This window comes from Photobacterium obscurum (assembly GCF_026191635.1).
In the GTDB taxonomy this organism is placed as follows: domain Bacteria; phylum Pseudomonadota; class Gammaproteobacteria; order Enterobacterales; family Vibrionaceae; genus Photobacterium; species Photobacterium obscurum.
Map to the genome: position 1 here is coordinate 251,649 of NZ_JAKRRW010000001.1, position 25,961 is coordinate 277,609.

26 protein-coding genes and 1 other annotated feature are annotated in these 25,961 nt (G+C 48.5%); of the genes, 20 read left to right on the top strand and 6 right to left on the bottom strand.

The window, feature by feature from the left end:
- The first annotated feature begins 261 nt into the window (after nt 1-261).
- Nucleotides 262-1,020 (top strand): YciK family oxidoreductase, encoded by a 759-nt coding sequence (locus tag MD588_RS01085; protein ID WP_265694913.1) that lies wholly within the window; start codon nt 262-264, stop codon nt 1,018-1,020.
- Nucleotides 1,021-1,141: 121 nt separating this feature from the next.
- Here MD588_RS01085 and rluB read toward each other — a convergent pair whose 3' ends face one another.
- From rluB to rnm, 3 genes are all read right to left on the bottom strand, one after another.
- Nucleotides 1,142-2,149, bottom strand: a complete 1,008-nt coding sequence (gene rluB, locus MD588_RS01090) for a 23S rRNA pseudouridine(2605) synthase RluB (RefSeq protein WP_265694914.1) — start codon at nt 2,147-2,149, stop codon at nt 1,142-1,144.
- 237 nt (nt 2,150-2,386) lie between these two features.
- Nucleotides 2,387-3,007, bottom strand: a complete 621-nt coding sequence (locus MD588_RS01095) for an L-threonylcarbamoyladenylate synthase (RefSeq protein ID WP_265694915.1) — start codon at nt 3,005-3,007, stop codon at nt 2,387-2,389.
- Nucleotides 3,004-3,897 carry an RNase RNM gene (gene rnm / locus MD588_RS01100; protein WP_265694916.1) on the bottom strand — a complete coding sequence of 298 codons (894 nt, stop codon included), beginning with the start codon at nt 3,895-3,897 and terminating at the stop codon, nt 3,004-3,006. Before rnm ends, MD588_RS01095 begins: the two co-directional genes overlap by 4 nt.
- A gap of 117 nt (nt 3,898-4,014) precedes the next feature.
- Nucleotides 4,015-4,109, top strand: a sequence feature (Trp leader region).
- Nucleotides 4,110-4,195: 86 nt separating this feature from the next.
- Here rnm and MD588_RS01105 point away from each other — a divergent pair.
- The 12 genes from MD588_RS01105 (at nt 4,196) to gspS2 (ending at nt 15,439) form a co-directional block, all read left to right on the top strand.
- Nucleotides 4,196-5,209, top strand: a complete 1,014-nt coding sequence (locus tag MD588_RS01105; RefSeq protein ID WP_265694917.1) for a bifunctional 3-deoxy-7-phosphoheptulonate synthase/chorismate mutase — start codon at nt 4,196-4,198, stop codon at nt 5,207-5,209.
- Entirely contained in the window at nt 5,206-6,786 is a 1,581-nt protein-coding gene (locus MD588_RS01110; RefSeq protein WP_265694918.1) for an anthranilate synthase component 1, read from the top strand. The genes MD588_RS01105 and MD588_RS01110 overlap by 4 nt, the downstream gene beginning before the upstream one ends.
- Before the next feature lie 11 nt (nt 6,787-6,797).
- Nucleotides 6,798-7,415: an aminodeoxychorismate/anthranilate synthase component II gene (locus tag MD588_RS01115; protein ID WP_265694919.1), complete on the top strand. Its 618-nt coding sequence runs from the start codon at nt 6,798-6,800 to the stop codon at nt 7,413-7,415.
- Nucleotides 7,416-7,428: 13 nt separating this feature from the next.
- Nucleotides 7,429-8,439 (top strand): anthranilate phosphoribosyltransferase, encoded by a 1,011-nt coding sequence (trpD, locus tag MD588_RS01120; protein ID WP_265694920.1) that lies wholly within the window; start codon nt 7,429-7,431, stop codon nt 8,437-8,439.
- Nucleotides 8,440-8,441: 2 nt separating this feature from the next.
- The gene (gene trpCF / locus MD588_RS01125) at nt 8,442-9,812 is read left to right on the top strand and encodes a bifunctional indole-3-glycerol-phosphate synthase TrpC/phosphoribosylanthranilate isomerase TrpF (RefSeq protein ID WP_265694921.1); all 1,371 of its coding nucleotides are present in this window, start codon (nt 8,442-8,444) and stop codon (nt 9,810-9,812) included.
- A 13-nt stretch (nt 9,813-9,825) separates the two neighbouring features.
- Nucleotides 9,826-11,016 carry a tryptophan synthase subunit beta gene (gene trpB, locus MD588_RS01130; protein ID WP_265694922.1) on the top strand — a complete coding sequence of 397 codons (1,191 nt, stop codon included), beginning with the start codon at nt 9,826-9,828 and terminating at the stop codon, nt 11,014-11,016.
- Nucleotides 11,016-11,825: a tryptophan synthase subunit alpha gene (gene trpA / locus MD588_RS01135; protein ID WP_265694923.1), complete on the top strand. Its 810-nt coding sequence runs from the start codon at nt 11,016-11,018 to the stop codon at nt 11,823-11,825. Before trpB ends, trpA begins: the two co-directional genes overlap by 1 nt.
- Before the next feature lie 346 nt (nt 11,826-12,171).
- A complete protein-coding gene (locus MD588_RS01140) occupies nt 12,172-13,428 on the top strand; it encodes a dicarboxylate/amino acid:cation symporter (RefSeq protein WP_265694924.1) in 1,257 nt (418 codons plus the stop codon).
- Nucleotides 13,429-13,615: 187 nt separating this feature from the next.
- Nucleotides 13,616-14,155 carry a septation protein A gene (locus MD588_RS01145; RefSeq protein ID WP_265694925.1) on the top strand — a complete coding sequence of 180 codons (540 nt, stop codon included), beginning with the start codon at nt 13,616-13,618 and terminating at the stop codon, nt 14,153-14,155.
- 18 nt (nt 14,156-14,173) lie between these two features.
- Nucleotides 14,174-14,572: an acyl-CoA thioester hydrolase YciA gene (gene yciA, locus MD588_RS01150; protein WP_265694926.1), complete on the top strand. Its 399-nt coding sequence runs from the start codon at nt 14,174-14,176 to the stop codon at nt 14,570-14,572.
- Nucleotides 14,573-14,711: 139 nt separating this feature from the next.
- Nucleotides 14,712-15,011, top strand: a complete 300-nt coding sequence (locus MD588_RS01155; RefSeq protein ID WP_265694927.1) for a YciI family protein — start codon at nt 14,712-14,714, stop codon at nt 15,009-15,011.
- A 38-nt stretch (nt 15,012-15,049) separates the two neighbouring features.
- Complete coding sequence (gene gspS2 / locus MD588_RS01160) at nt 15,050-15,439, top strand: type II secretion system pilot lipoprotein GspS-beta (RefSeq protein ID WP_265694928.1); 390 nt, start codon at nt 15,050-15,052, stop codon at nt 15,437-15,439.
- A gap of 62 nt (nt 15,440-15,501) precedes the next feature.
- On the opposite strand, the gene MD588_RS01165 is transcribed toward gspS2, so the two are convergent.
- The 3 genes from MD588_RS01165 to MD588_RS01175 form a co-directional block, all read right to left on the bottom strand.
- Nucleotides 15,502-16,440, bottom strand: coding sequence for a class I SAM-dependent methyltransferase (locus MD588_RS01165; RefSeq protein ID WP_265694929.1), 939 nt, complete (start codon nt 16,438-16,440; stop codon nt 15,502-15,504).
- Between the two features lie 643 nt (nt 16,441-17,083).
- Entirely contained in the window at nt 17,084-17,770 is a 687-nt protein-coding gene (locus MD588_RS01170) for a TIGR01621 family pseudouridine synthase (protein ID WP_265694930.1), read from the bottom strand.
- 134 nt (nt 17,771-17,904) lie between these two features.
- The gene (locus tag MD588_RS01175) at nt 17,905-19,239 is read right to left on the bottom strand and encodes a sodium-dependent transporter (RefSeq protein ID WP_265694931.1); all 1,335 of its coding nucleotides are present in this window, start codon (nt 19,237-19,239) and stop codon (nt 17,905-17,907) included.
- A 341-nt stretch (nt 19,240-19,580) separates the two neighbouring features.
- Between MD588_RS01175 and cls the strand changes: the two genes are divergently transcribed.
- From cls to MD588_RS01210, 7 genes are all read left to right on the top strand, one after another.
- Nucleotides 19,581-21,038: a cardiolipin synthase gene (gene cls / locus MD588_RS01180; RefSeq protein WP_265694932.1), complete on the top strand. Its 1,458-nt coding sequence runs from the start codon at nt 19,581-19,583 to the stop codon at nt 21,036-21,038.
- A gap of 313 nt (nt 21,039-21,351) precedes the next feature.
- Nucleotides 21,352-22,236 carry a LysR family transcriptional regulator gene (locus MD588_RS01185; RefSeq protein WP_265694933.1) on the top strand — a complete coding sequence of 295 codons (885 nt, stop codon included), beginning with the start codon at nt 21,352-21,354 and terminating at the stop codon, nt 22,234-22,236.
- A 348-nt stretch (nt 22,237-22,584) separates the two neighbouring features.
- Complete coding sequence (locus tag MD588_RS01190; RefSeq protein WP_265694934.1) at nt 22,585-22,797, top strand: Flp family type IVb pilin; 213 nt, start codon at nt 22,585-22,587, stop codon at nt 22,795-22,797.
- 6 nt (nt 22,798-22,803) lie between these two features.
- Entirely contained in the window at nt 22,804-23,238 is a 435-nt protein-coding gene (locus MD588_RS01195) for an A24 family peptidase (RefSeq protein ID WP_265694935.1), read from the top strand.
- 12 nt (nt 23,239-23,250) lie between these two features.
- Entirely contained in the window at nt 23,251-24,075 is an 825-nt protein-coding gene (gene cpaB, locus MD588_RS01200) for a Flp pilus assembly protein CpaB (protein ID WP_265694936.1), read from the top strand.
- A complete protein-coding gene (locus MD588_RS01205) occupies nt 24,075-25,481 on the top strand; it encodes a type II and III secretion system protein family protein (RefSeq protein ID WP_265694937.1) in 1,407 nt (468 codons plus the stop codon). Before cpaB ends, MD588_RS01205 begins: the two co-directional genes overlap by 1 nt.
- Nucleotides 25,478-25,957, top strand: coding sequence for a hypothetical protein (locus tag MD588_RS01210; protein WP_265694938.1), 480 nt, complete (start codon nt 25,478-25,480; stop codon nt 25,955-25,957). Before MD588_RS01205 ends, MD588_RS01210 begins: the two co-directional genes overlap by 4 nt.
- Nucleotides 25,958-25,961: the final 4 nt, after the last annotated feature.

The following is a 25,961-nucleotide window of genomic DNA, read 5'->3' on the forward strand; positions in this document are numbered from 1 at the left end:
CTTCATTGTAACCAAGTTGCCATTGGTTCGGCTATCGTAATATACCCAAACCACTTCAAGATGCTCGTATCATAGAGGATAACTCGCCCTTTGGGAGTGATTCAGCAAGTCCATTTCTTTGTCAAATAACGTTGAAAGGGCATCACCATTCCTGCCGTCATTTTCCTTGAACTGAACTTGCTGAATTCACTCTGAATCCTGCATTTTGATATGGTTTGGGTATACAATACGAAAACTAAAAAACAAATAAGGAAGTTAGACGTGGAATATCAAATCGCTGCGGATTCTCTGAAAGATCGTGTCATTCTGGTGACAGGTGCTGGTGACGGTATTGGCCGTCAGGCAGCCATCAGCTATGCAGCTCATGGTGCCACTGTTATTTTGCTTGGCCGTACGGTGGCGAAGCTCGAAGCCGTTTACGACGAAATTGAAGCGCTTGGCTATGCGCAGCCGGCTATTATTCCTCTGGATCTGGCTGGTGCAACCAAACAAAATTATGACGACATGGTCGAGACTATCGAGAGCCAGTTTGGCCGCCTTGACGGTGTACTGCACAATGCCGGCCTGTTGGGTGTACTGAGCCCGTTCGACCAGCTTGGTGAAGACACCTTTGACGATGTCATGCAAGTGAATGTGAAGGCCCAGTTCCTGATGACGCAGGCTATCATGCCACTGGTCAAGAAAGCAGAGGATGGCCGTATTATCTTTACATCATCAACCGTCGGTCATGAAGGCCGTGCCTTCTGGGGTGCTTACTCTATCTCGAAATTTGCTACCGAAGGCATGATGCAGGTACTGGCTGACGAGATGAGCAACACCAATGTCCGCGTCAATGCCATCAATCCGGGCGGCACCCGTACTGGTATGCGTGCCAAGGCTTTCCCAGCAGAAGACACTTCCCTGCTGAAAACACCAGAGCAAATCATGCCGCTGTACCTGTACCTGATGGGCCCAGAGAGCAAGGAAGTCCACGGCCAGTGCATCGATGCACAACCGAAGCGCAAACCGGGAGCGGCTTAATCCCACCCTCGCGCTCCCCTTGAAAAGAGGGGAGACAGGGAGGGGTATCGACTCCTAGTTCAAGGAATCCAGACATAAAAAAAGCAGCCAACTGGCTGCTTTTTTAAATTCTACAAACGGCTTACTTGCGCGTACGCGGCTTGGCTGGCTTGTTCTTCAGTGGATTACGGCGATTTGCCGCATTGCCTGAAGGCTTACGTCGGCCTTGTGGCGCTGCTTCCGCATCTTTATTGCGAGAAGAAGTACGACGCTTGTCCTGGCGACCACGACGGCCACGAGGTGAATCATCATTCACACGCTCTTCATGACGACGAACTGCACGGCGGATTTGGCGAACACCTTTCTTGCGCTTCTGGCCTTCAACCGTCAGCATAGTGTTCTCTTCCGGCTTCAGTTCAACCATTTCACGCAGGTAGTTAACTTCTTTAAGCTCAAGCTCGTTCCATCCACCACGAGGCATATCTTTGGTTAGGAAGATATCACCGTAACGAACACGCTTAAGGCGGCTAACCGTTACGCCCTGAGAGTCCCATAGACGACGGACTTCGCGGTTACGACCCTCAGTCAGCATAACGTAGAACGTATGGTTCATACCTTCACCGCCGGCATAAACCACGTCTTCAAAACGCGCCATACCATCTTCCAGCTCAACACCACGAACCAGGTTTTTGACCATCTGCTCGTTGACTTCGCCAAATACACGTACCATGTATTCACGTTCAACACGGTGGCTTGGGTGCATCAGGCGGTTAGCTAGTTCACCATCAGTCGTAAATAGCAGCAGACCTGATGTGTTAGCATCCAGACGGCCAACGGAAACCCAACGACCTGATTCCAGACGTGGAAGACGGTCGAAAACGGTGCGACGACCTTCAGGATCATGACGCGTACATAACTCACCTTCCGGCTTGTTGTAGGCAAGTACACGACACACTTCTTCAGAAGGTGCGACTAGATTGATTTTATGCCCATCAATACGAACAATTGAATCATGACCATCTTCTAGACGATCGCCTAGCTTCGCTACTTTACCATCAATACTCACGCGGCCATTTTGAATCATTAATTCAAGCTCGCGACGAGAACCCTGGCCAGAACGAGCTAGCACCTTCTGTAATTTTTCACTCATTGGATAAACCTTTGTCGCCTTCACAGGCGTCGAAATATCATCAAATATACCAAACAGGCAGACACCCGATTTGCGGGATTAGCTGAACCACCTAGTATCTCGCTTTAAGCCCTCTTAAAGCGACCGGGAATTATGCCAAAAGGTTAAACTAGATACCACCGAAAAGACCGATAAGATGCGTGGCTAACGCAACTATTTTCAGCCGAAAGCACAATCAAATAAGCAACTTGATTAATACTATTCAAACGGCGATGGATCACCGGCACCAACACGCACGATTTCAGTACTATCATTGCTAAAGTCAACGACAGTCGTTGGCTGTTCACCGAGGTAACCACCATGCATGATGAGATCCACCGCGTGCTCCAGTTTGTCACGGATTTCATCCGGATCCGATTCTGCCACATCACTGTCCGGCAGGATCAGCGAGGTCGACATCAATGGCTCACCCAGTGCCTCCAGCAAGGCCAGCGCAATAGCATTGTCAGGAACACGAATACCAATCGTCTTACGCTTCGGATTCATCAGACGACGTGGCACTTCCTTGGTACCTTTAAAAATAAAGGTATAAGCACCCGGCGTATTATTGCGTAATAGGCGGTAAGCCACATTATCGACACGGGCGTAAAGTGATAATTCCGACAGGTCACGACACAACAAAGTAAAGTTGTGCTTGTCGTTAAGGCGACGGATCTGACAGATACGCTCCAGCGCCTGTTTGTTTTCTAACTGACATCCCAGCGCGTAACCAGAGTCTGTCGGGTAAACGATCACCCCACCATTACGAACAATAGCAACGGCTTGGTTAATTAAACGGTTTTGTGGTGTTTCAGGGTGAACATAAAAATACTGGCTCATTCTTCCTCCTTTGATGGTTCCGAGCTGTGCGGAACCTCTTCATCTACCCGCTTCTTTTCAACTTTCCAGTCTTGCCAGACCTCAGTCACACCTTTCGGCAACCAGAGATTGCGTCCAAGTTCGGTCCACGGAGAGGCATAATGGAAATCTGAACCTTGTGAAGCGAGTAATTTATATTCGATTGAATAGTCAGCGAGCGTGCGCCGCTCCTGCTGGGCTTGCTGCGGCTGAGCAACTTCCATTGCATCACCTTGTGCTTCAACAAACGACGTCAGCAGGCGCTTTTGCCATTTCGCTGTCATGTTGTAGCGTCCGGGGTGTGCCAATACTGCCTGGCCACCTGCAGCATGAATTGCTGCCACGGCCTCGGCGATTGAGCACCAGCTCGGCGGTACATATCCCGGATTATTGCGGGTTAGAAACTTCTTGAACACCGACTGCATATTCTTGGCGTAGCCTTCATTGACAATCCACTGCGCAAAATGGGCCCGGGTCAGGGTTGCCTCACCGGCAAGTGCCTTCGCTCCCTCAAGGGCCCCCGGCATGCGATTTTTCTCCAGCCGCTCAGCAATCAATGCAGCCCGCGCGTCACGTCGTGCTGCCTGTTCAGCAATCAAGGTTGTGATTGCCGGATGCTGCGGGTCAATATTCAAACCAACAATGTGAATATCAAAATTTCGCCAAAGTGTCGATATTTCAATACCTTTGATGAGAGTTATCGGCAAACTTTCTGCATCAATGGCCTGCTGCGCCGGTACTAGTCCTGCCACGGTATCGTGATCTGTGATCGCAAGCACGTCAACGCGTCGCTCAACGGCTCTCTTAACCAACGCTTCCGGAGTTAGACGACCATCCGATGCGGTGGTATGGCTATGTAAATCAAACAACATATATTTTATTTCTTGACTTTATTTTCATGAACTAGTTTACTAGTACGCAGTTACCCAGTAATAGAATTACAGGATATTTACATGTTACAGCAAATTCATCATCAGCTCTGCGCTTTCTTTTCTTGGTGGTGGTACTCCCTTCTACGGGTGGTGTGATTTGCTGTGCCTCAAGGCCGAACAAACACAAGCCCGCCAAGTGCGGGCTTTTTTATAGCTAAAGTTTTTCAACACAAAAAAGTCAGCACGATGCGTTTCTTATAACAGCCACATAACGCATTGATGATAAAGGAATAGCTAAATGATTATTGTACTAAAGCCAAATGCGACAGAAGAACAAGCCAAAGAAATCTTGGGCCGTATCGAAGGTGCCGGTTTAAAACCGCTCTACATGCCAGGAGTCGAGCGCATCGTACTGGGCGCATTAGGTGATGAGCGAGTACTGCAGCAACTACACCTTGACGCTTATCCATGTGTGGAAAACGTAAAGCCAATCCTGACCAAATACAAAATGGTCAGCCGCGAAGTCCAGGCTCATGACACTGTGGTACGGTTTGGCAATGCCGCCATCGGCGGCGACAAATTTGCAGTGATTGCCGGCCCTTGCTCGGTTGAATCAGAAGAGCAACTGATGGCCGTTGCCGAGGTCGTTAAACAACACGGTGCCGTTGCACTTCGCGGCGGTGCCTACAAGCCACGAACCAGTCCCTATGATTTTCAGGGCATGGGTATCGAGGGGCTGAAGCTGCTTCATCAGGCCAATCAGCAGCTGGGCCTGCCGACAGTCTCTGAAGTGATGGAGGTCAGCCAAGTTGATTCAATGTGTGAATATGTTGATTGCCTTCAGATTGGCGCCCGTAATATGCAGAACTACGCTTTATTAAAAGCTGTGGGCGAAAGCAAAAAACCGGTCTTGCTCAAACGCGGACTTTCCGCCACTATCGAAGAGCTGCTATTAGCGGCGGAGTACATCTACGATGCTGGAAATCCTAACATTATCCTGTGTGAACGTGGTATCCGCACCTATGAAACAGCAACAAGGAATACCTTGGATCTGAATGCTGTCGCTTACCTGAAACAACGTACCCACCTTCCGGTTGTTGTTGACCCAAGCCACGGCACGGGTGTTCGCGAACTGGTTATCCCACTTTCGCGTGCAGCTGCGGCAGTGGGGGCTGATGGCATCATCGTCGAGTCACACCTCAATCCGTGTGAAGCCTTGTCCGATGGACATCAGGCTCTGACAGGTCCAATGTTTGAACAGTTAATGCAAGAGCTTAAACCGTTTGTAGAAGCGGCAGGGAGAACGCTGTGAATACGACCCCACTAGGTATTGGCGAGCTGGAATTACTCAGCCTTGACGTACCTTATGTAGCGGATCCGACGGAGTTGTACTATTCCGTCTGTGGCAACCGCCCACATAACCTATTACTGGAGTCGGCCGAGATCGACTCCAAACAGGACTTAAAAAGCCTGATGCTCATCGATGCTGCGGTACGTATTGTATGCCGTGGCAAACAGGTTCGACTGGAAGCATTAACCGATAACGGACTCAACGTATTACAAACCATCGAGCAGGCTATGCCTGCCGATATTGAGACTCAACGCGAAAGCCACTGTCTAACTCTGAGCTTCCCAAGTGCCGAGCGCGCAATGGATGAAGATAGTCGCCTGCGCCAGACTTCATCGTTTGATGCGCTGCGCTTGATCCAGCATGCATTTGATACCTCAGGCCACCCTCGTGAAGCATTGTTCCTTGGCGGCCTGTTTGCCTACGATGTCGTGGCTGGCTTCGAGCCATTGCCTGAAGTTGCCGAAGATAACAAGTGTCCCGACTACCTGTTCTATATTGCCGAAACCCTGCTGGTCATCGACCACCAGCGTCGCAGAGGCAAGCTACAGGCCAGTCTTTTCGGTGGCGATGAATACACCTCGAGCTATTTTGAACTAAGCCGTCGCCTGCAGCATATCAAGGAAGCCTGTCTGGAGCCCAAACCACTGCCGGCCGCCGAATACCTTGACCAGTGCGAGCCTGAGGCTAGTGTCAGTGACGATGATTTCTGCCAGACGGTTGTCGATCTCAAACAGCATGTTATCAACGGCGATGTATTTCAGGTCGTGCCATCACGCCAATTTACCCTGCCGTGTCCATCTCCGCTGGTCGCCTACAAAGAGCTGAAAATCGGTAACCCGAGCCCGTACATGTTCTACCTGCAAGATGCCGATTTCACCCTGTTTGGCGCCTCACCAGAAAGTGCATTGAAATACTGCACTGAAAGCAACCAGGTGGAAATCTACCCAATAGCAGGCACCCGCCATCGCGGCAAGAATCCAGACGGTTCGATCAATCTGGATTTAGATGGCCGCATCGAGCTCGAACTGCGCAGCGATATGAAAGAAAACGCCGAGCATATGATGCTAGTTGATCTGGCCCGCAACGACGTCGCCCGGATCAGTGAGCCAGGCAGCCGATATGTCGCCGATCTACTGAAAGTGGACCGTTATAGCCATGTCATGCACCTGGTATCCCGTGTCGTTGGCCAACTACGCGGCGATCTGGATGCCCTGCACGCCTATCAGGCCTGCATGAACATGGGCACGCTAACCGGCGCCCCAAAAATCCGTGCGATGCAATTGATCCGTGATGTCGAGCAGCGTCGTCGCGGCAGTTACGGCGGCGCCGTTGGCTACCTGACCGGCCATGGCGATATGGATACCTGTATCGTGATCCGTTCAGCCTATGTCGAAGACGGTATGGCCAGTGTTCAGGCAGGTGCCGGCGTCGTATACGACTCGGTGCCGCAGGCCGAAGCCGACGAAACCCGCGGCAAGGCACAGGCAGTGATCACCGCGATCCGCAAGGCACACCGTGCCCCAACCCAGACAGTATAAGGAGCAAGGTGATGACAAAAGCGCATATCGTATTGCTGGATAACTTTGACTCTTTTACCTATAACCTGGTGGATCAGTTTCGCTCACTGGGCTACCCAGTCACTATCTACCGTAACAGCCTGACCGCCGAACAAATGGAGCAGGCGCTGGCAGAAAAAGATAACCCGGTGCTGGTGCTGTCTCCGGGCCCCGGCGCCCCCGCCGATGCCGGCTGTATGCCGGAACTCATCAAACAGGTCCGCGGTAAGGTACCAATGATCGGGATCTGCCTTGGCCACCAAGCCATCATCGAAGCCTACGGCGGCAAGGTCGAAGGTGCCGGTGATATTGTCCATGGCAAATCTGCCATGATGAGCCACAACGGCCATACCGTTTTTGGCGAGCTGCCGAGCCCGCTGTCGATTGCCCGCTACCATTCACTGGTTGCAACGCAGGTACCGGACAGCTTGACGACAGTCGCTGACGTTGACGGCCTGGTCATGGCTGTCACCAATGACGATGATCGCGTTTGTGGCTACCAGTTCCACCCTGAGTCTATTCTAACAACACAAGGGGCTCAGCTACTCACCAATACCTTGAACTGGGTGATGTCGACACCAAGCCGCCAGAACGAACGAGTGAAGATTTAGGGAGAAAAAAACTATGGACGCTATCATTTATACCATTGCCAACAAACTCTATGACCAGCAGGCACTGACCCAACAAGAAAGCCAGACCCTGTTTGATGCCATTATCAAGGGTGAAGTTGAGCCTATCCTGCTGTCAGCAATTCTGACCGCACTGAAGATCAAAGGAGAAACTCCGGCTGAGATTGCCGGTGCTGCCAGCGCCCTACTGGCCAATGCCAATCCGTTTCCGATCCCTGACTATGATTTTGCCGATATCGTCGGTACTGGCGGCGACGGGGCCAACACCATCAATATCTCAACCACTGCCGCCTTCGTTGCCGCAGCCTGTGGCGTCAAGGTGGCCAAACACGGTAACCGCGGGGTATCAAGCAAGTCAGGTTCATCCGATTTGCTCGACAAGTTCGGTATCAATCTGGCAATGACCCCGGAAAATGCCCGTGGGGCACTTGATGAGCTGGGCGTCTGCTTCCTGTTCGCGCCGGAATACCACGGCGGTGTTCGCCATGCAATGCCAGTACGCCAAACCCTGAAAACCCGAACGATTTTCAATGTCCTTGGCCCGCTGATTAATCCAGCCCGACCAAACATTGAACTAATGGGTGTCTATGATAAGTCACTGGTTCGTCCGATCGCTGAAACAATGGCAACCATGGGAATGAAACGTGCAGCCGTTGTTCACGGCAGCGGACTGGACGAGGTAGCGATTCACGGTGAAACCACCGTCGCCGAAATCATCAATGGCGAGATCAATGAGTACACCCTGACTCCGGCTGATTTTGGCCTGGAAGCCTACCCGCTTGAGGCGATAAAAGGTGGCGAGCCAGAAGAAAACCGCGCCATTATTACTAACATTCTGACCGGCAAAGGCACAGATGCCCAGCAAGGCGCTGTTGCCGTTAACGTGGCATTGCTGTTGCGCTTGTTCGGCAACGAAGACTTGAAAGCGAATACGCAGAAAGCCATTGACGTTATGCAGTCGGGCAAAGCATTTGAACTGGTTGATAAACTGGCATCACGAGGTTAATCATGGAAACTGTACTTGCAAAAATTGTGGCCGACAAACGTATCTGGGTGGAAGCTCGCAAGCAGCAGCAACCACTCGATAGCTTCATCAACAAACTCACTCCGAGTGATCGCAGTTTCTATGGTGCTCTCTCTGGTGAGCAGGCTGCCTTTATCCTTGAGTGCAAGAAAGCCTCGCCGTCAAAGGGCCTGATCCGCGATGACTTCGATCTTGACTATATTGCCCAGGTCTATAACGGGCATGCCAGCGCGATCTCCGTACTGACGGATGAAAAGTATTTCCAGGGCAGTTTTGATTTTCTGCCGTTGGTCCGTCGCCAGGTCAGCCAACCGGTACTGTGCAAAGACTTCATGGTCGACACCTATCAGGTATATCTGGCGCGTCATTACCAGGCTGATGCCATCCTGCTGATGCTGTCAGTGCTTAATGATGACGAATACCGAAAACTGGCAGGCGTTGCCGAAGAACTCGGCTTGGGCATTTTGACTGAAGTCAGCAACGAGCAGGAACTAGAGCGTGCCATCGCACTGCAGGCCAAAGTCGTTGGGATCAACAACCGCAACCTGCGTGACTTGAGTATCGATCTCAACCGAACCAAAGAGCTGGCACCTCGCCTGCCGGAAGGCACCATCGTGATTTCGGAATCGGGGATCTATAACAACCAACAGGTTCGTGAACTTTCCGCCTATGCCAATGGTTTCCTTATCGGCAGCTCGCTGATGGCAGAGGACAACCTGGAACTTGCCGTTCGCCGTGTTCTACTGGGAGAAAACAAGGTTTGTGGTTTAACCCACGCCGACGATGCCAGTGCAGCCTACCAAAGCGGTGCCGTCTATGGCGGCCTGATTTTTGTCTCCAGCTCACCTCGCAAAGTCGATATCGAGCAGGCTCGAATGGTTATGAGCGGCGCCCCGCTCAAATATGTCGGCGTGTTCCGCAACGCAGACCCAGAAGCCGTTGCCAAAGCCGCAAAAGCATTATCATTATCCGCGGTTCAGTTGCACGGTGATGAATCGCCAGAATACGTACAGGGACTGAAAGCACACCTACCGGCAGACTGTGAGATCTGGAAAGCGCACGGTGTCACCAATGCAATGCCTGAGTTTTCACAATGGAAGGTAGATAAGCACCTATTAGACAGCATGGTGGGTCAGCAATCAGGCGGAACAGGCAAGACCTTCGACTGGAGCCTGATCCGTGATACCGACAAACAGAACATCATGCTAGCAGGTGGTTTAAACCCGGAAAATGCCAGCGACGCAGCCAAGATCGGTTGCAAGGGATTGGATTTAAACTCTGGCGTTGAAAAAGAGCCAGGTAAAAAAGACAGAAAGAAATTGAATGCGGCATTTGCGGCAATCAGGAAGTATTAAGGATAAAAAAACTATGAGCAAACTAGAGGCCTATTTTGGCGATTTTGGCGGCCAATACGTCCCGCAGATCCTGGTACCAGCACTCGATCAACTGGAAGCTGCATTTGTCGAAGCCCAGCAAGACCCAAGTTTTCAGGAAGAGTTCATCAACCTGCTAAAAGAATATGCCGGTCGTCCAACGGCGCTGACTCTTTGCCAGAACCTGACCAAGGGAACCAATACCAAACTGTACCTAAAGCGTGAAGACTTACTGCACGGCGGTGCACACAAAACCAATCAGGTGCTTGGCCAGGCGCTGCTTGCCAAGCGGATGGGCAAAACAGAAATCATCGCCGAAACTGGTGCCGGACAACACGGTGTTGCAACAGCTCTGGCTTGTGCCCTACTGGGACTGAAATGCCGAGTCTACATGGGTGCCAAGGATGTTGAACGTCAAAGCCCGAATGTATTCCGTATGAAGCTGATGGGAGCCGAAGTGATCCCTGTACATTCTGGTTCTGCCACTCTGAAAGATGCCTGTAACGAAGCAATGCGTGACTGGTCTGCCACCTACGACACAGCCCACTACCTACTTGGTACAGCAGCCGGCCCTCATCCGTTCCCGACAATCGTGCGTGAATTCCAGCATATTATCGGTGAAGAAACCAAGGCCCAGATCCTCGAAAAAGAAGGCCGCCTGCCTGACGCAGTAATTGCCTGCGTCGGCGGTGGTTCAAATGCCATCGGTATGTTTGCCGATTTCATCGACGATGAAAGCGTTGGCCTAATTGGTGTCGAGCCGGCAGGTAAAGGCCTAGATACCAATATGCACGGTGCGCCACTGAAACACGGCAAACTGGGAATCTTCTTCGGTATGAAAGCACCGCTGATGCAAGATGAACACGGACAGGTCGAAGAGTCATACTCCGTCTCTGCCGGCCTGGACTTCCCATCCGTTGGCCCTCAGCACGCTCATCTTAATGCAATTGGCCGAGCCGAATACGGTTCTGTGACCGATGACGAAGCATTAGAGGCTTTCCAGTCACTGGCTCGCAACGAAGGAATCATTCCGGCACTGGAGTCGGCTCACGCATTAGCTTACGCACTTAAAATGATTGAAGCCGAGCCAGAAAAAGAACAACTACTCGTGGTCAACCTATCTGGTCGCGGCGACAAAGACATTTTCACCGTACACGATATTCTAGAAGCAAAGGGAGCGCTGTAATGGATCGTTATCAAGCACAATTTGACCGCCTGGCGGAAAAAAACGAGGGCGCATTTGTTCCTTTTGTCACTATCGGTGATCCGAACCCTGAGCAGTCGCTGAAAATTATCGACACCTTGGTCGAGTCAGGTGCCGATGCCCTGGAGCTGGGTATTCCGTTTTCAGATCCTCTGGCTGATGGGCCGACCATTCAGGGCGCGACGATTCGTGCACTAGAATCCGGTACCACACCGGCAATCTGCTTTGAGCTGCTTGCTAAGATCCGTGCCAAATACCCTGAAATGCCAATTGGCCTACTCATGTACGCCAACCTGGTATTTGGTGCGGGCATCGACAACTTCTATCAGAAATGTGCTGATGCTGGTGTCGATTCTGTACTGATTGCCGATGTACCGGTCAAAGAGTCGGAGGAATTTCGGGTTGCCGCTGATAAATATGGCATTCATCCTATCTTTATTGCGCCGCCAAATGCCGATGAAGCAACACTGAAAACAGTCTCTGAGTACAGTGGTGGTTATACTTACCTGCTTTCCCGCGCCGGTGTTACGGGAGCGGAAACCAAAGCGGGAATGCCAGTCAACTATTTGCTGGAAAGCCTGAAGGTTCACAACGCGCCACCAGCATTGCTTGGTTTTGGTATTTCTGAGCCTGCGCAGGTCAAAGAAGCAATCGAAGCCGGTGCTGCCGGTGCAATCTCAGGCTCGGCAGTTGTAAAAGTTATCGAGAATAATCTCGATGACAATGACGAAATGTTAAATCAAATGAGTCAGTTCATTAGTCGCATGAAGGCAGCCACTCGCTTGAGCTAATAAGGCTAGCCACATTTTCATAACCTTCAAAGCCGCACTCGCTGCGGCTTTTTTCTACCACAAAGCCACCATCGTTCAAAAACCAACCAACAACCACAACTAAACCCGTATTAGATCAAAGATATTACTATTTACCCGCCTTAAAGTAGCGAAGTTATAAATGGTAGCTTTTCTGTTACCTTGCATTTCCATGAGAAATAACAATAGAGCAAAATATCAAAACAAATGATTGATAATTATTAAAATTACGTGTAAAAACACACCCGCAAAATATTGGGTTAACATTTTCAACAATAACAACACTTAACCCTAAACAGCATTAACAAACACAACAGAGGTATCTAAGGTGTTAAAAGAAAAAGGAATATTGGGCAATATCGGCGTTCAGGTCGTCATTGCCATGTGTGTGGGTACACTTGTTGGTGCAATGATGGGGCACTCTGCCAGCATGTTTGCACCACTGGGTAGTATCTTTATCCACTTGATCAAGATGCTCGTCATCCCATTAGTTGCGGTTGCAATCATTTCTGGGGCGGCCGGGTTAGGAAGCAGCCATTCGGCAGGCAAGGTCGGTTTTGCCACGCTAGGCTTCTTTGGCTTAACCTCTGCCGTTGCCGTGACACTCGCTCTATTTATGGGTGAAGTTTTTGAACCCGGACTAGGTATTGACCTGACGGGTGTTGAAGGTATGTTCTCCAACGTTTATTCCGACAAAGGTGATCTGCCATCGTTTTGGGCTACCGTTCTTGGGATGATCCCAACCAACGTATTCCAATCTCTGAACGAAGCGAATATTCTACAAATTCTTGTGTTCTGCCTTTTCTTTGGTATCGCTTTATCTAAATTGGAACAAGAGCGCCGTGATCCGCTGATCAATGGTGTTAACTCCATTGTTGATGCCATGGTATGGATGATCAACGTCGTGATGAAGATCGCCCCGTTGGGTGTCTTCGGCCTGATGGCAGATGCCGTAGGTACGTTTGGCTTTAGCGCCCTGATGGTAGTATTTAAGCTATTCGTCGTCTACGTCGCAGCAATTCTGATTTACGGTTTTGTCTTCTATCCGCTGATGATCAAAGCATTCAGCAAGACATCACCACGTAAATTCCTTTCCGTGATGAAAAAACCGCAGGCAGTTGCACTGTCAACGGCCTCTTCAATGGCAACACTTCCTGTAACGATGGAAGCATGTGAAGAAGAACTGGGTGTAAAAAACTCAACCGCTTCATTTGTATTGCCTCTGGGCGCGACCATCAACATGAGTGGTAACGCAATCTACTACGGTCTGGTTGCTATCTTCTTCGCCCAGATGTTCAACGTTGATCTCAGCATGAGCGCCTATGTCGCGATTATCGTTACCTCTACCTTAGGTGCGGTTGGCCAGGCAGGTGTTCCTGGACCATCATTCCTGGTTGTTGCCGTATTGCTAGCAGCCGGTATTCCGATTGAAGGCCTACCACTACTATTCGCCCTTGACCGTATTTTCGATATGATCCGTACTGCGCTAAACATTACAGGTGACGCTGCATGTGCCGTAATTATCGACGACATGGTAAGCAAAAAAGCAGACCAAGTCGTTGAAGATAAAGCTCAAAACGCTTAATCAAATCAACGATTAACTAAGGGCCGCAAGCTAGATGCTTGCGGCCTTTTTTATTCTCGCTGATAGGCCAGGTTATTATTCTGTTTAGTATTATGTTGATTGGTATTATCCCTACGGAGATTAGGTATACTAATAGCAACAACCATTTTCTTCCTGTTAGGCCGATTAACAACAAGGCAGCCCTTTAATGAAACAATTGATCGATTTCATCCCGCTTATCATCTTTTTTACCTTGTATAAAATGCATGATATTTATGTTGCAACAGGCGCCTTGATTGCTGCCACCGCGGTGCAGGTGGTGCTTACCTGGTTGTTATACAAGAAAATCGAGAAAATGCAGCTCGTCACATTCGCCATGGTTGCAGTATTCGGCGGACTGACACTGTTTCTCCATGACGACAACTTCATAAAATGGAAGGTAACCATTATCTATACCCTGTTTGCCGGAGGCCTGCTCGTAAGCCAATACTTGGGCAAACCACTCATCAAAGGCATGCTCGGCAACGAAATCAACTTACCTGAAGCGGTATGGAAACGGATCAATAGCGCCTGGGTGCTGTTTTTCGTTATCTGTGCCATCTCCAATGTCTATATCGCCTTCAGCTTATCCCTAGATGTATGGGTCAATTTTAAAGTCTTTGGCTTATTAGCCTTAACTTTGATTTTTACCCTTGCCACCGGCGGATATATTTATCACCATATGCCCAAAGAAACCGATTCAGAATAGTTGTAGAAGAGTCGAAACATGACTACAGAAAATAATATCCCACGCGGACAGCTGCTGCTCCGCACCTTGGCTATGCCTGCAGACACCAATGCCAACGGCGACATCTTTGGTGGCTGGATCATGTCTCAGCTGGATTTAGCTGGTGCCATTTTGGCGAAAGAAATTTCAGGCGGACGCGTTGTTACCGTTTCCGTTGACAGCATTGCCTTCAAGGCCCCAGTCAGCGTTGGCGACGTTGTATGCTGCTACGGAGAATGCAGCCGTATCGGTAATACCTCGATGAGTATTGCTCTGGAAGTATGGGTAAAACCTGTCGCGATTGAAAGCGTAGGCGAACGTTACCGCGTTTGTGAAGCTACCTTCAATTATGTGGCGATCAACAGCGAAGGACGTCCTCGTCCGATACGAAAAGCGTAAAGCTGTCCTCACAAATAGCCCTAGCCTCTGGTTGGGGCTTTTTTTTTGCTTTAAGATAACGACCAATACCAACTACAAGTCTTTCTTTTATGTTATAGAAACGGCTTGGTCTCATTATTTCACAGGGAGAATTCAGCGAATGTGGTATGTCATTTTTTCTCAGGATGTTGAAAACAGCTTAGAGCGCCGCCTGAGTGTTCGCGAAAAGCATCTAGCCCGACTGAAAGATCTACAAGAGCAAGGTCGCCTGCTAGTGGCCGGCCCTATGCCAGCTATCGATAGCGATAATCCGGGTGAAGCTGGCTTTACGGGCTCAACAGTTATTGCCGAATTCAATTCACTGGCTGATGCCAAAGCATGGGCTGATGCAGACCCGTATATTGAAGCAGGCGTTTACGACAATGTCATCGTTAAGCCGTTCAAGAAAGTTCTGCCATAACTGGCGAACAGATATTACAAGCCGAGATTACTTATCTTATGTTAAAAAAAACGTTCGCATGCATTGCATTACTTGTGCTAGCAGGCTGTGCCTCTACCGATAAGGAAGACGCTGCTATCGCCATGGCCAAAAGCCGAGCGACAGCCATCAACAGCAAAGCACCATATGACAAAATTGACGAATATAAAATCATGAAAGCCATGGCGCGGGAAAAAACTGTCGAAATCACTATCTTATATGGTGGTGGCGGCAAGACCCCACCATCGCAAGCGGTCAAAAATGCAGCCGTTAACTATTGCAACAATGAAGAGCTCAGCCCATTGGTTAGCGAAGGCTTGAACTACAAGATAGTCGTCATGGATATGCGCGGTCGTACCATAGCGGAACAACCCGTGTATGCGGAGTACTGTGCAGAATTAGCGAACTGAATTTATAGATGAGCAATAAAAATACCGCCCAATGTCAGGCGGTATTTTTTTATCTACTGGCTTTAGCTTCTATCAAATACGAGAACTTTTAGGCCACCTTCAGGCTCAATATCTTTAAACTCCGGCGGATTATCTAAGCGTTCCGTAAAGGTTAACTCCGGCGCCTCAGCCGCCATACCATCAATCAGGAACTGGGATGATACAGAAGGATCGTTTACGCATGCCACTACCTGACCGCTTTCAGTCAGCAACTCAGGCAGACGACGCAGTATTTTCTGATAGTCTTTGGTCAGGGCAAAGCTACCCTTTTGGAATGATGGCGGATCGATGATGATCATATCGTAAGGGCCCAACTTACGGACCTTACCCCATGATTTGAACAACTCATGACCAAGGAAGCTTACCTTCTTCAAATCATGCTTGTTCAGATGGTGGTTGTCTCGCCCACGGCTAAGTGCAGCCTTCGCCATATCCAGGTTAACTACATGTTCTGCCCCACCCTCAATAGCAGCTACCGAAAAGCCGCAGGTATAGGCGAACAAATTCAATACACGCTTACCGGAAGCATTACGCATTACCCAGTCACGTCCGTAGCGCATATCAAGAAACAAGCCGTTATTTTGCTTACGACCTAGATCTAGCTTGAAAGTCAGGCCGTTTTCCACCACGTCCTGGTAGTCACGGCTCTCCCCCCACAGAATTTCCATCGGGGAACCTTGGCGGTCACGATGTTGCAGTAGCAGCGATTTTGCACCACTGTTTTGCCACGTTTCACTTTCGGTTAAAGCGATAAGCAATTGGTTCAACGCTGTCAAAAATGACTCGGAGGGCTCTTTAAACAAAGAAACCAAGACCTGGCCACCAAGCCAGTCAACAGTAAGCTGTTCCAAGCCCTGCCAGCAACGGCCACGGCCATGAAATAAGCGTCGAACTTCTGTCGGTGGTGACATTAGCTCATTCAGCAGGTGTTGTTCTAAGGTTGGTAGCGCACTCGTTTCCATAACTCTACAGCGTTAATTGAAATAAGGGCGCTATTCTAATACCAATGCCTCATACCATTCCACACAATAATACCAAACTGAATAATGATCTCGCTGATAGACCAGACCATTATTCAGTTTGGTATTGTCTCCCGCCACGAAGTGTCAGAATTCGAGGAAAATAGCCAAAACGGTATAAGTTGAGAGATCAGGCGACTAATTTTATATTTTCATCAGGAAGGCGATGACTGGCGAGGACGACATATTCTGCGGTGATACGGACTTGTCTTTGACGTTTAACGCGGGATTTGATTTTTTGACGATTACGACGAAATGACGCCAGTCCCCAAAATCGAGATTTGTTCTTTTTCTTCTTCAGTCGCATGCGAAGCGACATAGATCGGGTAAGACGCATTGTAATCCTCAGTCTAGGCATTTCCTAGACGGGTATTATATGTGATCTTTATCAACAATATAATTGCAATTGCTCAATTAAGCACCACTCAGAACAATAAAATTCAGCTTTTTACGCAGTTAGTGTAAAAAATGGCTCTTAACGCTCATTTTAATCACTCTTTTTTAACAAATATGGTTACTGGATAACCATTTATGCTTTTCAAAAAAATTATCTCTTGGAGCCCGAACGCCATTGATGATTTTGGGGCTACTTCTTATTCGGTAGCTTGGGCCATGCCAGATCCCATGGAGATTGCCATTCTCCCAAAGCGTGCTGTACTTCTGGTGTTTGCCATAACTCCCCCTGCTCAGGAGTACAAATAAACTGCTGCAACACACCCTGATATGGGAAGCGTAGCGAGAAAGCATGCAGATAACCTCGGTCAGCGGCCTCGCAACCGTAAATTTCATCACCAGTGATCCCCGATCCGACGCTGCGCAAGGCAACACGAATTTGATGGGTTTTTCCAGTATGGGGCTTACAGAGAAACAGACGACGACCATTACCACCAGCGGTAGAAAAGAACTGAGTCACGGCTGGATTTTCTTTGCTGCCTTCCAGTTTCCAGCTACTTCGACGCGAACGCGTCATGTCGCCGATCACCACGCCCTGCTTTTTCTTTGGTTTTTTTGTACCAATGGCCAGATAGAACTTCTCCACCTCGCGCTGGGCAAAATTACCTGATAGCTCTGAAGCAGCCTGTCGGTTACGACCGAGTAACAATAAGCCCGATGTCATTTTATCAAGGCGGTGAATGAGATAGAGCTTCTCATCCCCGGTCTGTTCGGCAACCGCCGTCAATAACGGCTGCTCATTATCATCTTTATGAACACTCACTCCCGGATGTTTATTGATAACCAGAAAATCGGGATGTTGATAAACCAGAGTGAACATAACCAGACACCATTGAACAAGACAAACAAACGAAACAAAAAATCGAGACGCGGAGTATATACCCAAACAACTTCAATACACAAAAGCCGCTCTAGTGAGCGGCTTTATTTATCATTCAAAGCAGTAATTGGGTATTAAGCGAAAAAAACCATCAACATCATTACCGGACAGACTACGCGTACATACCAAGGCCAAATTTTCCAGAATAGACCTTGCTCCAGCTCAGGGTAACCTTCTTTGATTTCCTGCAGCACTTTGTCACGCTTCCATACCCAACCTACCAGCAGGGCAAACAACATCCCCAGGATTGGCTGCGCATATTCAGTTGTCAGAGAAATCACCAGGCCAAACATCTCGCCGAAGTTGTAGACGATGATGCCAGAGAACAAGGTAATCAAACCACCAATCCACCACACCGCGACTTTGCGGTCTTGCTTGAGCTCTTCTGTTGCGCAGGCAACGGGGACTTCCAGCATCGAGATTGAAGATGTTAGTGCAGCAATAACCATCAACACGAAGAACAGTACGCCAATGAACAAGCCCGCGCCTCCCATCGTATCAAACATTGCCGGAAGGACACTGAATACCAGCGTATCTGATGACAGTAGCGCACCGGTATCACTGTAGATCTCAACACCATTATGCTGAGCGACAAACATCGCCGGAAGGATCAGTAGGCCAGCAATGAAGGCAACGGAAGTATCCAACAACGCCACCTGGGCGGCAGTCTTCGGCAAGTTTACATCTTTCTTTATATACGAGCCGTACACCATCATCGAACACACACCCAGCGACAATGAGAAGAATGCCTGACCCATAGCACTGACTACCAGACCGGGGTTCAAGTGAGAGAAGTCCGGTACCAGGTACATTTTCAAGCCATCGATTGCACCGTCTTGGGTCAGGATATACACCACCATCACCACAAACAGTACCAGCAGTACTGGCATTAGCCGGGTAGACCAGCGTTCGATACCGTTAGCAACACCATTGCGTACCACAAGGATTGTCAGCACCATAAAGAAGACCATCAGCGCCAGGTTACGGCTGGCACTGAATGACTCCAACCAGTTTGCAGCTGTTGTCATGCCAATCGCATCGAGGATCGGACCAACAAGGAAGCCAAATAACCAACCCGCGACAATGGCGTAAAAGCTCAGGATCATCGATACCGCAATCATACCGGCAATACCCAGTAGCGTCGCAATTCCTCGCTGCTGCGGCCATACTGCGCGTAACGACTTAATTGGGTTCGCGCTACCGTAGCGACCAATGGTCAGCTCAGCAACCAGCAATGGATATGCCAGAGCAAATACCATCAGGAGGTAAACCAACAAAAACACAGCACCACCGTTGCTTGCTGCCTGAGTCGGAAATCCCCAAATATTCCCGAGACCAACAGCAGAGCCTGCTGCTGCTAAAATAAAACCTATCCGTGAGCTGAACTGCGCTCTTGATCCACTTTCCATAAGACTTCTCTAACTAATTATGAGTACTGTTTAGTTGTTGGCTCATTTCAGGTGTAAAGTTATATGTACAACTCAAAAAGTATTAATCACACCGTCAATATTGGCAAGTAAACCAGTTTAGGAATAGAATGTGAAGCCCGCGATTCTATTTTTTGATCTACCACTACCATTTAGCCAAAAACCATCCCTTTTTGAACGTATTTTAATCAAAATCCGTCAATTTATTTCATTCTTGTTAAATTTGTTAGCAGAAGTCGCTATCAAAAGATAACGCTGGTATTCCTACCGTTTCAATGCAGAATAGAGACAATAGAATGTTTTAAAGCAGATAAGCTATTCACATGGAACAGTTTTATCAAGTACTCACTTGGGTCGCGATCTTCCTTTACTGGCTGGTTATAGCTGGTGTTACCATGCGCGTGGTATTTAAGCGTCGAGTTGTCGGTGTTTCACTGGCTTGGCTGATGATCATCTACATCATCCCAATCGGCGGCGTTTTTGCTTATCTGCTCGTCGGCGAACTTAACTTGGGCAAGAAACGGGCAGCCCGAGCACAAGAAATGTTTCAGCCATTTGCTGATTGGTTCCAGCGTCTGTATGACTGTCCCAGCCACCAGCCTCAGCAAGTCAGCCTAAGAGCCCGCCCTATCAATACATTATGTGAGAACCGCCTAGGTATTCCGGCGCTGTGTGACAACACTCTTTCCTTGCAGGACTCTCCTCATCAGATCCTACGTTCACTGATTGAAGATATTCAGCAAGCCGAGCAGAGCGTACATCTTGAGTTCTATATTTGGCATCCGGGAGGATTAGCCGATGAGGTGGCCACCGCTCTGATCATGGCAGCAAAGCGTGGAGTGTCGGTTAAAGTTCTGCTGGATGCGGCTGGCAGCATGCGCTTCTTCCGTTCCCACTGGCCAAAGCTTATGAGGCATGCCGGAGTTGAGATCACCGAGGCACTGGCAGTATCACCCTTACGTATGTTCCTACGCCGTCTTGATCTGCGCCAGCACCGAAAAATCGTAGTGATAGACAACAACATAGCTTATACCGGCTCGATGAATTTGGTCGATCCAGAATTTTTCAAGACTGATGCCGGCGTCGGACAGTGGATTGATGTCATGGTACGTGTTACCGGTCCTGCCGTCACCGTGCTTAATTGTATTCATGCTTGGGATTGGGAAGTGGAAACCGGCGAACGCTATTTACCCCCGCTCCCCGCCAATGAGCTGACCTCTCCAGCCGATAGCTCGGATATGGTTCAGGTGATCCCATCCGGCCCCGGTATGCCCGATGAAATCATCCATCAAGTGCTGCTACTGGGTATCTATCAGGCTCAGAAAAGCGTGGTCATTACCACACCATATTTTGTACCAAGCGAAAACCTGCTCCATGCTCTTGAAAGTGCAGCAGAGCGTGGCGTCAGTGTCCATATCGTGATACCTGACAGAAATGATTCCGTGATGGTTGAGTGGGCAAGTCGATCCTTCTTCACCGAGCTACTTACCGCAGGCGTTAAAATCCATCGCTTTAGTGGCGGATTACTCCATACCAAATCCGTGGTTATAGATGATAGCCACTGCCTTATCGGCACAGTAAACATTGATATGCGCAGCTTATGGCTCAACTTTGAAGTAACGCTCGCAGTCGACAACCTTGAATTTACCCAGCAGCTGAGTTGGCTTCAGCAAAGTTACATCAAAGATTCTGCCCACATCGAACTAAACGAATGGGAAAAACGTCCTGTCATTAAAAAACTGACTGAGCAATTCTTTTATATGTTTAGTCCGTTACTCTAGAACCAGTTTCTATTACTTCACTCATCCCATTACTGATAAATTAGTTATTATTAACATATCCCCTCAAAATTAGCGTGAAATGTCCCACCACTCATTTCACGCTTACTTAAGGTAAAAAAACACCGCACAATTCTGTATACAAATACTCGCGTTAATATTAATATCACCAAGCTATAAATTGATGCAATTCGCACCAATTAATACTTATTTGGCTAGTTCAATATCAGTTAAAGATTGTGGTAGCTATACCACATAGCATTTGACGATATAAAAAATTCTTCCATAACAACATAATCAATAGTCAGAAGAATAAATGAAATTACAGATAGAAAACTTAAACTCTTTTATTGCTGCAGCTGAAAATGGATCGTTCAGTGCTGCAGGGCGAGAACTAAACAAAAGCCAGGCGACTATCAGCATCGCAATCCAGAACCTTGAGATTGATCTGGGTTACGAGTTATTTGACCGTAGTAACAAATATCCCAAGCTAACGGAAAAAGGTGACAGAGTATTCAAGAATGCAAAGTTAATGATGTCGCATTACGAAGAGTTTGTCGAAAAAACCAAGTCGATATATTCAATCAATGAAGTACGCCTTAGAATGGGAATTGACCCACTGATTTGCGGGCCAGAAGTCATTGATATTTTGTGCGACTTTTCAAAAGAGTTCCCTATGGTTGAGCTATTTCTGGTACAACAGAGCAGCGGCAACCTACTCCAGGAAATAAAGCAAAACAATCTTGACCTGGCACTAGGGATCTTTCCGTTCAATGAGAAAGTAGACTGCGAGTTTATTACCGCTTTTCATATGCATAGCTCTTGGGTTGCTTCACCTGACTTTCTGGAGAACAAAGCTGAACAGCTAAGCTTCAACGATTTTTGCAACTCGCCGCTACTGCTCCCTACCGATATGTCGGGGATAGGAATCGATCAGTTAAAGTCGGCACCTCAGCTTTGGCATGTCGAAGACATCCACACTATTTTAACCTTGTGCCGCAAAGGGTTAGGGGTAACATTCCTTCCCAACTTTGTCATCGCCAACGACCTTGAACTCGGCCGACTGGAAAAAGTATCCCTGTCATTTAATCTCTTAAACAATGACCACTGGCGAACTTCCGTAATCTGGCCCAAAAACCGTCTGCTTGGCCCAGCATCAGACTGGTTACAGCAACGTTTCACCGCCATTCAACATATCTAGCCTTCACAGCTTGTCAGCCATTTAACAGCGTGAGGATAATGTGCATTTCCAGTAAAGTCACATTGTCTTTTCGCTCTTCTCTCCGATACTTTCCAAAACCTACTGACAAAACCACCTCAAACCACGAAACAACACCCCAACACACCAACCTTTCAGTTACATAAATCTCACCTCAGACACAATTAAAGAACAATGGTAAGTGAAGATTAAACATTTATTATTTCACAACTCTATGGCTGCACAAACCACCTATAGATAAACCCAATAGAACCCATTTTTTATCCCTAAAAGGTATTGCTTATGATACGCGCCGACTATTCCCTCTCCCCTTTATAAAGGATTATCACTATGATGAAGTTATACACAAACACCATGGCATTCCTATACACATTCAAAAAAGATGAGCGCGGTGTAACCGCTATTGAATATGGTTTGATTGGTGTAGCGATGGCAATGATTGTTGGTGCGGCCTTTGCCAGCGATGGTGATCTTCGAAAAAACCTTGCAGATGCTTACGATCAAATAAGCGCCTCAATCGCCAAGGTGAATACTAAAGCCTAAGTAATAATGGTTAATCCACTCCTTTTGGGAGTTATATGTATAATTCCAGCCTGTTTTGATATTTGCTCTCGCAAAATTCCAAACAGGCTGTGTGTATTTATATTGTTATTATCACTTTATATCTCTTATCAGAATGAACAGTTTGTTTACGGGATTATTAGTGGGTTAACGATTTCCATTTTTGGTTTAATATTCTTCTATTTCGGCATACTTGCCGCAGGTGACAGTAAGCTAGCGGCGGCGCTGGCCGCCGCCCTGTTACCGGGGCAACTCCTCAATGCGGTGATCCTCACTTTGTTGGCCGGAGGCGTCCTAGCTGTTTTCTATTTAATCAAAGACCGACTGATCCTGAAGAAAAAACCAGGCGAAGACCGGGGCCTGCCCTACGGCGTCGCTATCTCTTTCGGGTTTTACCTGACCATTGTTGCCAACTCTATCTAGTGTGATTGCACCATGAGCTCAAAAGTGATTTTCGTTATTGCCTTTCTGGCCGTCATTACAGGTATTTACGGGGTTGTAGACTCGCTCTTTGCGACCACAGAAAGTGCCACTCCGATTGCCATCGAACCACAGGTTCAAAGTGAAGAAACCTATATTACCCTTTGGCGTGCAAAACAAGCCCTGCATATTGGCAAGCCATTGACAGCAGAGGCGGTTGAAAGGGAGCAGGTTGCCCTCAGCGATGCTCGCTTGCTTGGCGTCAAACAGGATATCAGCTTGAACTTTAAGCCAACTACCCTGATGAATACCACAGTTAAAGCCGGTGAACTGGTCTTTCCCGAATACCAGACGACTAAAGATCAACCTGGTTACCTTGACTTACTGGTAAGCAACGGTATGACCCTCTACCCGCTGACTATCTCGTCCAGAAACCTGATCGCCGGTTACATCAAACCCGGTGACAACATTGACATCATGGCGATCAGCTCGCCAAAAACCAACCTATCGAACACCACTAGCGAACTGGATGAATTTGAGGGCGTCAAAGCTACCTTGTTGCTTGCCCAAATCAGAGTTATGTCGGTCGGCAGCGACTCGGAGGCAATCAACCCGCAGGTACGCAAAAACGGTGACAGCGAATCGACCATTGTCATTGAGGTCAAGCCGGATGATTTAGCAAAACTGGCACTGGCACAACGCACCATGTATCTCGAAATTGTTCGCAGTCAGTACTACCGCCATCAACCGGAGGCCAATGTCAGCGATGTGGTTCCCAATTACAGCGGCATTGTCGAGCTACGAGGCAACAATAAAGGCAATCTAGGAGAACTGTTCTGATGGCAGATTGCAGACTATTCATACTCATAACGAACTCGCGCTCCAGATTCTTCGCCACAGTTCGGCTACTGCTGCTTGCAGCATTGGCTCTGGTTACCTCATCATCAGCTATTGCATCAAGCCGATATATCCCGGTAAATACCGCAACCAGTATCGATTTTAAACAAGATATTGGTACAGTGTTTATCAGCCAGCCTGAAATCGCCGATTATAAGATCATCAACAAACGTACATTAGTGCTGTTTAGCAAGAACATCGGCCAGGCCCAGCTGATCGTGTATGCAAGCGACCATAACCAGTTGCTCTCACAGCTTGTTCATGTCGACATTAATCTGGCTGATATCCGCCGCCAGCTCAAGCTCTACTATCCTGATCTAGGCATTACAATCACCTCGGTCGGCGATAAGGTAGCGGTACGCGGCAAAGTCTATTCCGAAAAGCAACGTGACGATATCTACCGCCTGGTTGCCAACCTGTTAGGCCGAGAAAAAGTGACCCGCTACGGCGAAGCTGAAGACCTGCGTATCAAAAATGGCGACAACGAATTCGAAGAAATGCAGTGGGTTAACTTCCACCGCAACTATATCTGGGACGGGATCATCGAGGGGCTTGAGCTTGATCGCGTTGATCAGATCAATGTGAAGATTTCTGTTGCACAGGTTTCCAAAGAGTTCAATGAAACCCTCGGAGTTGACTGGAGCAGCATCGGCCAGGCAGCGGGCACCTTTTCCTTTCAGCAATTCAATGCCAGTGATCTGTCTACGGTGATCAGTGCCATTGGCAATGACAGCCTGGCGGAAGTATTAGCAGAGCCAAACCTCACTGTTATGTCTGGTGAAAGTGCCAGTTTCCTGGTCGGTGGCGAAGTGCCGGTTATTGTCACCAACCAGAATACCACCAACATCAGCTTCAAAGAGTTCGGCGTGAAGCTAAATCTTTCTGCGAAGGTAGAAAACGACGACAACATCCGACTGCAAATCGCTCCGGAAGTCAGCGCGATTGAAAAAACCATCAAAGCCGCCGGGATCGAAGTTCCTCAGCTCAGCACCCGCCGCGCCCTGACAACTGTCAAGCTTGCCGACGGGGAAAGCTTCATGCTGGGTGGCCTGATGAGCAGCGATGACTTTGAACAGATCAGCCGGATCCCGCTCCTAGGTGATATCCCGGTTCTGGGTGCCGCTTTCCGCAAGGCAAGTACCAAACGGATGAAAACTGAACTGATTATTATCGCCACCGTCAACTTGGTGAAGCCAGTCTCGGCGCAGGAGGTGCGGTTGCCAGTTATACATAAAACATCGACCCTGAGCCGTTTATTTAATATCTATGGCAAAAAATCAACTCAAAATCAGAAAGTAGCAGACACATTAACAATAGACATATTAGACCGCGGAGGCTTTATTCAATGATCCGACACCTTACTCTATTGGTATTGGCTTTATTACTTAGTGCCTGCGCCGACCGACCGCTCCCGGTCAAGGGAGCCGAAGCCCTGCTCTATCCGGAGCTGCACAGCATCAAAATCGATGTTAAGCGTAATGGCCAGAAGGCTACACAAAACAAGGTCAGAGAAGTTATTACCGACTATTTTCCAGCAGCGCCTGATACCGAATGGGTCATCTTATACCGACCTAAGCAACAATCTATTGCCAAAAAGGCACAACAACAACTGATTGATGCAGGTGTTTCACCCAAGCAGATCAAACGCACCGCCTCCCCAAGCCTGGGCAACGATATTGTTATCACGATTAAACAGTACCAACTGATTACGGAAGATTGCCCGACCTATCAATTTGGTCAAAGCCGACAAAAAAGCAGCTGCTTTATAGACACACTACGCATGAAACACATTGCCGCGCCAAGCCGACTTGCCGCCAAGCCTTAAGGGA